The sequence below is a fragment of the Mycobacterium sp. 1423905.2 genome, from assembly GCF_001673155.1.
Taxonomy (GTDB): Bacteria; Actinomycetota; Actinomycetes; order Mycobacteriales; family Mycobacteriaceae; genus Mycobacterium.
Genome location: NZ_LZLE01000319.1, coordinates 1 through 8,169, shown reverse-complemented (window position 1 = coordinate 8,169; position 8,169 = coordinate 1). Strand labels below are relative to the sequence as shown.

Genomic DNA, 8,169 nt, shown 5'->3' with positions numbered 1-8,169 from the left:
CGTCTACACCGGGGAACGGGCCGGCACCGCGACGCCAACGGCAGCGCAGTTGGGCCTCGAGCCGCCACGCTTCTGCGCCGAATGCGGTCGCCGGATGGTCGTGCAGGTCCGGCCCGACGGGTGGTGGGCGCGCTGCTCCCGACACGGCCAAGTCGACTCGACTGATCTGGAGGCACAGCGGTGATCGAACAGCCCGTGCCGCCGCAGCCGCCGGTTCCGATAACAGAGCCCGGGGCGGCGGTAGCGCCCGCGCCCCGCACGTCGCGCCGACGCGCGATCGCCACCGTTGTGCTCGGCTTGTCGATCACCGGGGTGGTCGTCGGGCTGGTGTGGGCGTGGATGGCGCCGCCCATTCACGCCGTCGTGGCCGTCACTCGCCAAGGCGAGCGGGTGCACGACTACCTAGGTAGCGAGTCGCAGAACTTTTTCGTCGCGCCGTTTCTGCTGCTGGGCCTACTCGGTGTGGTCGCGGTGGTGGCGACGGTCCTGGTTTGGCAATGGCGCGAGCACCGCGGCCCGGAAATGGCCGCCGGCTTGTCGGTGGGATTGGTAGCCGCTGCGGCGGTGGCGGCGGGTGTGGGCGTCCTGCTGGTTCGACTGCGTTACGGCGCATTGGATTTCGACACCGTCGCGCTGTCCTCTGGTGAGCATTCGGTGACGTATGTGGTGCAGGCGCCGCCGGTCTTCTTCGCCCGCAAGCTGCTGCAGATTGCCGCCACCTTGCTGTCACCGGCCGCCACGGGCGCGCTGGTCTACGCCGTGCTGGCGGCGGGTACTGCGCGCGACGATTTGGGGGGCTATCCGCCGGCGGGCGCCCGGCAACGCGTCACCGCCGTCAGCGGGGCTCCCGACGCGACAGTGTCCTGATCGCCGTCACAGGGGGCGTCGGCACACCTTCCGGCCGGTAATGACTTTGGCCGCGATGAGCGCCAGGCGTGCCATCCCCGCGTAGGTCATCGGGTTGAACGCCGTCGGCCACGTGGTTCGGATGAGGTGGTCGGTGATCGGGCGTCGGGCGAACCGGTCGGTGAGCCAGCGCAGCGTCATGGGCGCCGAGAGCGGGTGCAGGATCATGTGCTCGTTGAACGCGTCGCGGTGATAGGTCACGTCGGCGCCGCCGGCCGAATACGCGTCAGCCAATATGTCGATGTCGTGGACGTCGATGAGGTAGTCGTGGACCGCCTGCACGATCAGTACCGGCGGGCTGGGCACCGCGGCGCCCAGCTTGGTGGTTTCGAAGACGTGCGATACGGCCGGGGTGGACAGGATGTCTTCGAGTGGTTCGTCGAGATAGTCGCCCATGTCCTTGTGCGCCATCCGGACGACCGCCTCGACCGTGGTCATCTTCTCCAGCGACAACAGCAGCGCGCGTCCCTCCTCGTTGGTGTGCTCTCTGATCACCTTGTCGAGGTCGGGATAGGTGTGCGCGAGCGCGGCCACCACCAAGGCGGGCAGGCCCGCGAGAAAACTGCCGTTGAGTCGGCGGAAGGTGTGTCCCAGGTCGCCCACCGGTGACCCCAGCACAGCGCCGACGATGTCGAGTTCCGGCGCGTAGTCACCGCACATCTCGGCCGCCCAGGCGCTGGCCAGTCCGCCGCCGGAATAGCCCCACAACCCGATCGGCGACGACGGCGACAGGTCGAGCCGCTCGGAGCTGAGCGCCGCGCGGATGCCGTCAAGGACCCGGTAGCCAGGTTCATAGGGCGCACCCCACAGTCCCTTGAGTCCTTCGTGATCCGGAACCGACACCGCCCACCCCTCGGCGAGGGCCGCGCTGACCAGCAACAGTTCCAGCTGGGCCAGGGACCCGAGCGCCTTCGCCCGGCGCCGCATGGCATACGAGGGAAAGCAGCGGGTGGAAATGGCGTCGATCGCGCACTGATAGGACAACAACGGGCAGGTCTGGCCCGGCGCGCGTTCGGCGGGGACCACCACCGTGGTCACCGTCGCCTCCGGGTTGCCGTTCATGTCGGTGGTCCTATACAGCAACTGAACCGCTTTGACCGACTGCGGTATCAGGCCGAGGAACGCCAATTCGACGTCGCGCGAGCGCAGCACCGTCCCGGGCTGCGCGTGCTGAAACCCAGGCGGCGGCTGATAGAAGGGGTCGTCGGACGGCAGCAACGGGCGCACCTTGCGCTGTAGTTCTTCGTGAGGCGGCTTGCCGATCCACTCCGCAGCGCGCGCGTCTGCCAGGTTGCCGAGCTCAGCCATTGAGGCTCCCTTCGTGGCCTTTCGGGATTCTGGCGCACTGGCGGCACCGAACCAAATCAGTCCACCTCGTCCGTGCGAGCGCCGAATGCCCCTCGCAGTTCGCCCGGCGCCCCCACGGACGCCAACGTTTCTTAATCAGTTCTTAAACAACTTACCGGCAACCGTCGCCATTTCTGGCATCGCCGGCAAGTGGGGCGTGTCACAACCGGACGCTTCATCACCCGGGCGGGCGGAGTGCGGCGAACTCGTCGGTGACCCTCAGTTGAGAGTCGGTGAATCGGTACAAGGCGGCCGGCCGGCCGCCGCTGCGGCCCGACTGGGCGATGGTGCCGGTCTGGCTGATGACGTGACGACGGGCCAGAACGCGCTGCAGATTCGTCGCGTCGACCTGATAGCCCAATGCCGCGCCGTAGATGTCACGCAACGTCGAGAGCGCGAATTCCTTTGGCGCCAGCGCGAACCCGATGTTCGTGTAGGACATCTTGGCCACCAGTCGGGCATGGGCGTGGGTCACCATCGGCCCATGGTCAAACGCCATCGGCGGCAGGGCGTCGACCGGGTGCCAGCGGGTGTCCGGCGGAAGTTCGGGTGTCGCGGGGGAGGGCACCAGCCCCAGGAACGTCGAAGCGATCACCCGGGTGCCCGGCACTCGGTCCGGGTCGGAGAACACCGCCAGTTGCTCGAGGTGGGACAGTTCGCGCAGGTCCACTTTCTCGGCGAGTTGACGCCGGACGGAGGTGGTCAAGTCCTCGTCGGTGCGTAGGCGACCGCCCGGCAGCGACCACGCGCCCCGCTGGGGTTCTCGGGCACGTTGCCATAACAGCACGTTCAACTGGGGTTTCCCGGTGCTTGGGGTGTCCTTCAAGTCGCGAACCTGGAACACGACGGCCAGCACTTCGTGGGCGGTGCTACCATGGGGCATGTTTTCGATCATAAGTCGAAAACCTCCCGGGTGCGAAAGGAGCCCCCATGACGGTGTTGACCCGCATGGACACGCCCGCCGACCTGACTGCCCAGATCGTCGATTCCCAAACTGGTTACACCGGAATTGATGGCGACGAACAGTGGGCCGCCGAGATTCGCCGACTGGCGCGGCTGCGCGGGGCGACCGTGCTGGCCCACAACTACCAGTTGCCCGCCATTCAAGACGTCGCCGACCACGTCGGGGACTCCCTGGCGCTGTCGCGAATCGCCGCCGAAGCCTCCGAGGACACCATCGTGTTCTGCGGAGTCCATTTCATGGCCGAGACGGCGAAAATCCTCAGCCCGGACAAGACGGTTCTGATCCCCGATCACCGGGCCGGGTGCTCGTTGGCCGACTCGATCACTCCTGAGGAATTGCGCGCTTGGAAAGACGAGCACCCCGACGCCGTCGTCGTCTCCTACGTGAACACCACCGCGGCGGTCAAGGCGTTGACCGACATCTGCTGCACGTCTTCGAACGCGGTGGACGTGGTCGCCTCCATCGACCCCGACCGCGAGGTGCTGTTCTGCCCGGACCAATTCCTCGGTGCGCACGTGCGGCGCGTGACTGGACGCACCAACATGCATGTGTGGGCCGGTGAATGCCATGTCCATGCCGGCATCAACGGTGACGAGCTCGCCGATCAGGCACGCGCCCACCCCGACGCCGAACTGTACGTGCACCCCGAATGCGGTTGTGCCACTTCGGCTTTGTACCTCGCCGGGGAAGGAGCCTTCCCCGCGGACCGGGTGAAGATCCTGTCCACCGGCGGCATGCTGGACGCCGCGCACGAAACCCGCGCACGCAAGGTGCTGGTCGCCACCGAAGTCGGCATGCTGCACCAACTGCGTCGCGCCGCGCCGGCCGTCGACTTCCAAGCCGTCAACGACCGCGCCTCCTGCAAGTACATGAAGATGATCACCCCGGCAGCACTGTTGCGCTGCCTGGTCGAGGGCGCCGACGAAGTGCACGTCGACCCAGACACCGCCGCGGCCGGGCGGCGCAGCGTGCAGCGGATGATCGAGATCGGCCAGCCCGGCGGTGGCGAATGACGACCGCTCCGGCGTGGCGGGACAATGCCGACGTCATCGTGGTCGGCACCGGCGTGGCCGGACTGGCCGCCGCGCTGGCCGCCCACCGCGCCGGGCGCAAGGTCGTGGTGCTCAATAAGGCCGCCGACACCCGCGGAGTGACCGCCACCCACTACGCCCAGGGTGGCATTGCCGTCGTGCTGCCCGACAATGACGATTCGATAGACGCGCACGTGGCGGACACTTTGGCCGCCGGGGCGGGGTTTTGTGACCCCGACGCGGTCTACTCGATCGTCGGCGACGGCTATCGGGCCGTCAGCGAATTAGTCGGCGACGGAGCGCGATTCGACGAATCGGTGCCAGGTCGCTGGGACCTCACCCGCGAAGGCGGACATTCCCGGCGCCGCATCGTGCATGCCGGTGGGGACGCCACCGGAGCCGAAGTTCAGCGCGCGCTCGACCACGCCGCCCAGATGCTCGACATCCGCACCAGCCATGTCGCACTGCGCATCTTGCACGACGACAGCGCGGTCACCGGCGTCCTGGTGGGCAATCCCGACGGACTCGGCATCATCGGCGCCCCGTCGGTCATCCTGGCCACCGGCGGCCTCGGACACCTCTACGCCGCGACCACCAATCCCGACGGCTCGACGGGCGACGGCGTCGCGTTGGCATTGTGGGCCGGCGTCGCGGTCAGTGACCTCGAGTTCATCCAGTTCCATCCGACGATGCTGTACGGCGGCGGCGGTGGGAGGCGACCGCTGATCACCGAAGCGATTCGCGGTGAAGGCGCCGTATTGGTTGACAGTCAAGGGAATTCGGTTACCGCCGGGGTGCACCCGATGGGTGATCTGGCGCCCCGCGACGTGGTCGCCGGTGCGATCGACGCGCGGTTGAAGGCCATCGGTGACCCATGCGTATACCTCGACGCCCGCGGCATCACCGGGTTCGAAGCGCGGTTCCCGACCGTCACCGCCGCCTGCCGCGCCGCGGGCATCGACCCGGTCCGCCAACCGATTCCGGTAGTTCCGGGCGCCCATTACAGCTGCGGTGGCGTCGTTGCCGACGTCCACGGGCGAACCGAACTTCCCGGATTGTTCGCCGCGGGGGAGGTGGCCCGCACCGGTATGCACGGGGCCAACCGGTTGGCCTCCAACAGCTTGCTGGAAGGTCTGGTAGTGGGTGGACGCGCCGGGAAGGGCGCGGCCGCGCATGCCGGGGCGGCCGGTCGTCCGCGCGCCGCCTTGCCGGACCCGGTGGTGCACGTCGCGCCGCACCGCGATGACCTACAACGGGCCATGAGTCTGGACGCGTCGGTCGTGCGTGATGCCGTTGGGCTGGAGCGGCTTTCGGCGATGCTGTCGGCCGCGCCGGTACGCGCCATCGCAGGCCGGCGCGATTTCGAGGATGTCGCACTGACGTTGGCCGCCCGGACGGTGGCCGTCGCGGCGCTGGCTCGTACGGAAAGCCGGGGTTGTCACCACCGCGCCGAGCACACCTCCGAATGTCCAGAGCAAGCGCGCAGCATCCTGGTCCGGCAAACCAACGGCCAAGTGTGCGCCGAAACGCTGGCGGCGGTCTGCTGATGACGCTGCCCGAATTGGACCGGGCTGCGGCGCTGGAAACCATCCGGCGCGGTCTCAACGAAGACCTCTGCTACGGGCCGGATGTCACCACCATTTCGACGGTGCCCGCCGACGCCGTCGCGACCGCGTCCATGGTGCCGCGCGAACCGGGTGTGATCGCCGGGCTCGACGTGGCGTTGCTGGTGCTCGACGAAGTGCTCGGGCGATCCGGTTATCAGGTGCTACACCGCGTCGACGACGGCGTTCGGGTGCAGCCCGGACAGAAACTGCTGACCTTGCGCGCCGAGACGCGTGGCCTGTTGACCGCCGAGCGGACCATGCTCAACCTGGTATGCCACCTCTCCGGCATCGCGACGGTGACCGCGGCGTGGGTCGATGCGGTGGAGGGCACCAAGGCGAAGATCCGGGACACCCGCAAAACGCTGCCCGGGTTGCGCGCGCTGCAGAAATACGCGGTCCGCGTCGGTGGTGGCGTCAACCACCGGCTGGGATTAGGGGACGCGGCACTGATCAAGGACAACCACGTCGCGGCTGCCGGGTCGGTGGTCGAGGCGCTGCGCGCGGTGCGGGCGGCCGCCCCTGATCTGCCCTGCGAGGTGGAGGTCGACTCGTTGGAGCAGTTGGACGAGGTGTTGGCCGAAAAGCCTGAGCTGATCCTGTTGGACAACTTTCCGGTGTGGCAGACGCAGATTGCGGTGCAGCGCCGCGACGCCCGCGCCCCGGAGACGTTACTGGAATCTTCCGGCGGGTTGACCTTGGAGTCGGCCGCTACATATGCCAGCACCGGCGTCGATTTCCTGGCCGTCGGTGCGCTGACGCATTCGGTGCGGGTGCTGGATATCGGTCTGGATATGTAGCCGTGCGGTTATGAGGCGTCGAGTGTGCGCGTAGGGCGTCGAGTGTGCGGTTGGGGCGTCGAGCGTGCGCTTAGGGCGTCGAACTTGCCCAAACTTCGCCCTGACCGCACGGTCGAAGCCGCTAATGCACGCTCAAGTGTTGTGGGCATGTAGCGGTACGCCCGAAGGCGCCGATGCGGCTAGGCCGTCGAGTGTGCGGTTAGGGCGTCGAGTGTGCGGTTAGGGCGTCGAGCGTGCGCCCGGGCCGTCGAGCGTGCGCCTAGGCCGTCGAGTGTGCGCGTGGGGCGTCGAGTGTGCGCTCAGGGCGGCGAACTTGCCCAAACTTCGTCCTGACCGCACGGTCGAAGCCGCTAGTGCACGCTCGAGCGTTGTGGGCATGTAGCGGTACGCCCAAGGCGCCGAGTGTGCAGCTAGGACGTCGAGTGTGCGCCCAAGGCGCCAAACCCGCCCAAACTCCACGGCCGCCGCACAGTCGAAGCCGTCAACGCACGCTCGGCGCCGGGCTCAGGCGATGTCGGCCGCGAATACCGCGATCCGACGTAACTGCAAGCGCGCCAGAAACGGCAAACCCGAACCGTCGGAGCCGGCGGGCAGAATGCGGGGATTAGTGATGTGCACCTCGCGACGGGTAAACCGTACGTCCGCCTCGCCGGCAGCCAGCACGTTCTTGACCCAGTCCGTCTTGCCGTGCCCTAGCGCGATCGTCAGCAGATTGCCCTTGCGATAGGTCGTCACAACAGTCTGATAGGTCTTGCCGGACTTGCGGCCGCGGTGGCTGATGGTCGCAGTGCCCGGCAGGTAACGAGCGATCGGCTTGACCACCGGGTTCATGTACTTGATCTGCCACCGCTCGAACCACGGCGGGTACATCATCGGCACGCCCGGGGCGTTGTTCGGATGATCCTTCGCGGACATGGCGCCTCCCTGGGAGTCAGGCAGTGTGAGCGGGCTCACCGGCACTGTACCGGTCGGATATCAACTTGAATTGCTCTGGGACAATGGTCCATGTGACCCCACCTGCTGCCGTGCTGACCCGTATTGATCTACGGGGCGCACAGCTGACCGCTGCCCGGCTGCGGGCGGCGCTGCCGCGCGGGGGCGCCGACGTCGAATCCGTGCTGCCGACGGTGCGGCCCATCGTGCAGGCGGTCGCCGAGCGCGGCGCTGAGGCCGCGTTGGAATACGGGGAGTCGTTCGACGGAATCCGGCCCGACTCCGTGCGGGTCCCCGACGCCGCCTTGGCCGACGCACTGGCCGGACTGGACCGGGGCGTGCGGGACGCGTTGCAGGTGATGATCGAGCGCACCCGCGCCGTACACGCCGACCAGCGCCGCACCGACGTCACCACGACGCTGGACGGATACACCGCGTTGCCGCCGGGCACGTACAGCCCGACCCGCTGCACCGGTACCCACCGCTCGGTGACCGTCGCGCCGGGGCCCAGCGTCGTGGTGACGTCGGTGCGGCGCTGGTCGGCGTGTACGGCGCGGGTGCGCTCGATCATCACCTGCAACGCG

9 protein-coding genes are annotated in these 8,169 nt (G+C 67.9%); 6 read left to right on the top strand and 3 right to left on the bottom strand.

What is annotated here, in order from left to right:
* Window positions 1-184: hypothetical protein (locus tag A9W95_RS26535; RefSeq protein WP_082983249.1), on the top strand; the 184-nt coding region annotated here is incomplete at its 5' end.
* Between the two features lie 35 nt (window positions 185-219).
* Entirely contained in the window at window positions 220-867 is a 648-nt protein-coding gene (locus A9W95_RS21495) for a DUF2567 domain-containing protein (RefSeq protein ID WP_253851728.1), read from the top strand.
* Window positions 868-873: 6 nt separating this feature from the next.
* Here the strand turns inward: A9W95_RS21495 and A9W95_RS21490 are convergent, their stop codons facing one another.
* Together A9W95_RS21490 and A9W95_RS21485 are read right to left on the bottom strand one after the other, a co-directional pair.
* Entirely contained in the window at window positions 874-2,214 is a 1,341-nt protein-coding gene (locus A9W95_RS21490; protein ID WP_067417481.1) for a lipase family protein, read from the bottom strand.
* Between the two features lie 217 nt (window positions 2,215-2,431).
* Window positions 2,432-3,136: an NUDIX domain-containing protein gene (locus tag A9W95_RS21485; RefSeq protein WP_067417487.1), complete on the bottom strand. Its 705-nt coding sequence runs from the start codon at window positions 3,134-3,136 to the stop codon at window positions 2,432-2,434.
* Between the two features lie 47 nt (window positions 3,137-3,183).
* Between A9W95_RS21485 and nadA the strand changes: the two genes are divergently transcribed.
* Genes nadA through nadC form a run of 3 tightly spaced genes read left to right on the top strand, consistent with a single transcriptional unit; the run spans window position 3,184 to window position 6,652 of the window.
* A complete protein-coding gene (gene nadA / locus A9W95_RS21480; RefSeq protein WP_067417479.1) occupies window positions 3,184-4,230 on the top strand; it encodes a quinolinate synthase NadA in 1,047 nt (348 codons plus the stop codon).
* Entirely contained in the window at window positions 4,227-5,795 is a 1,569-nt protein-coding gene (locus A9W95_RS21475) for an L-aspartate oxidase (protein ID WP_067417477.1), read from the top strand. Before nadA ends, A9W95_RS21475 begins: the two co-directional genes overlap by 4 nt.
* On the top strand, window positions 5,795-6,652 hold the full coding sequence (gene nadC / locus A9W95_RS21470; protein WP_067417484.1) for a carboxylating nicotinate-nucleotide diphosphorylase: 858 nt from the start codon (window positions 5,795-5,797) through the stop codon (window positions 6,650-6,652). Before A9W95_RS21475 ends, nadC begins: the two co-directional genes overlap by 1 nt.
* Before the next feature lie 504 nt (window positions 6,653-7,156).
* Here the strand turns inward: nadC and A9W95_RS21465 are convergent.
* Complete coding sequence (locus A9W95_RS21465; protein ID WP_067417473.1) at window positions 7,157-7,567, bottom strand: nitroreductase family deazaflavin-dependent oxidoreductase; 411 nt, start codon at window positions 7,565-7,567, stop codon at window positions 7,157-7,159.
* A gap of 110 nt (window positions 7,568-7,677) precedes the next feature.
* On the opposite strand from A9W95_RS21465, the gene A9W95_RS28460 reads away from it, so the two are divergent.
* Window positions 7,678-8,169: histidinol dehydrogenase (locus A9W95_RS28460; RefSeq protein ID WP_371328103.1), on the top strand; the 492-nt coding region annotated here is incomplete at its 3' end.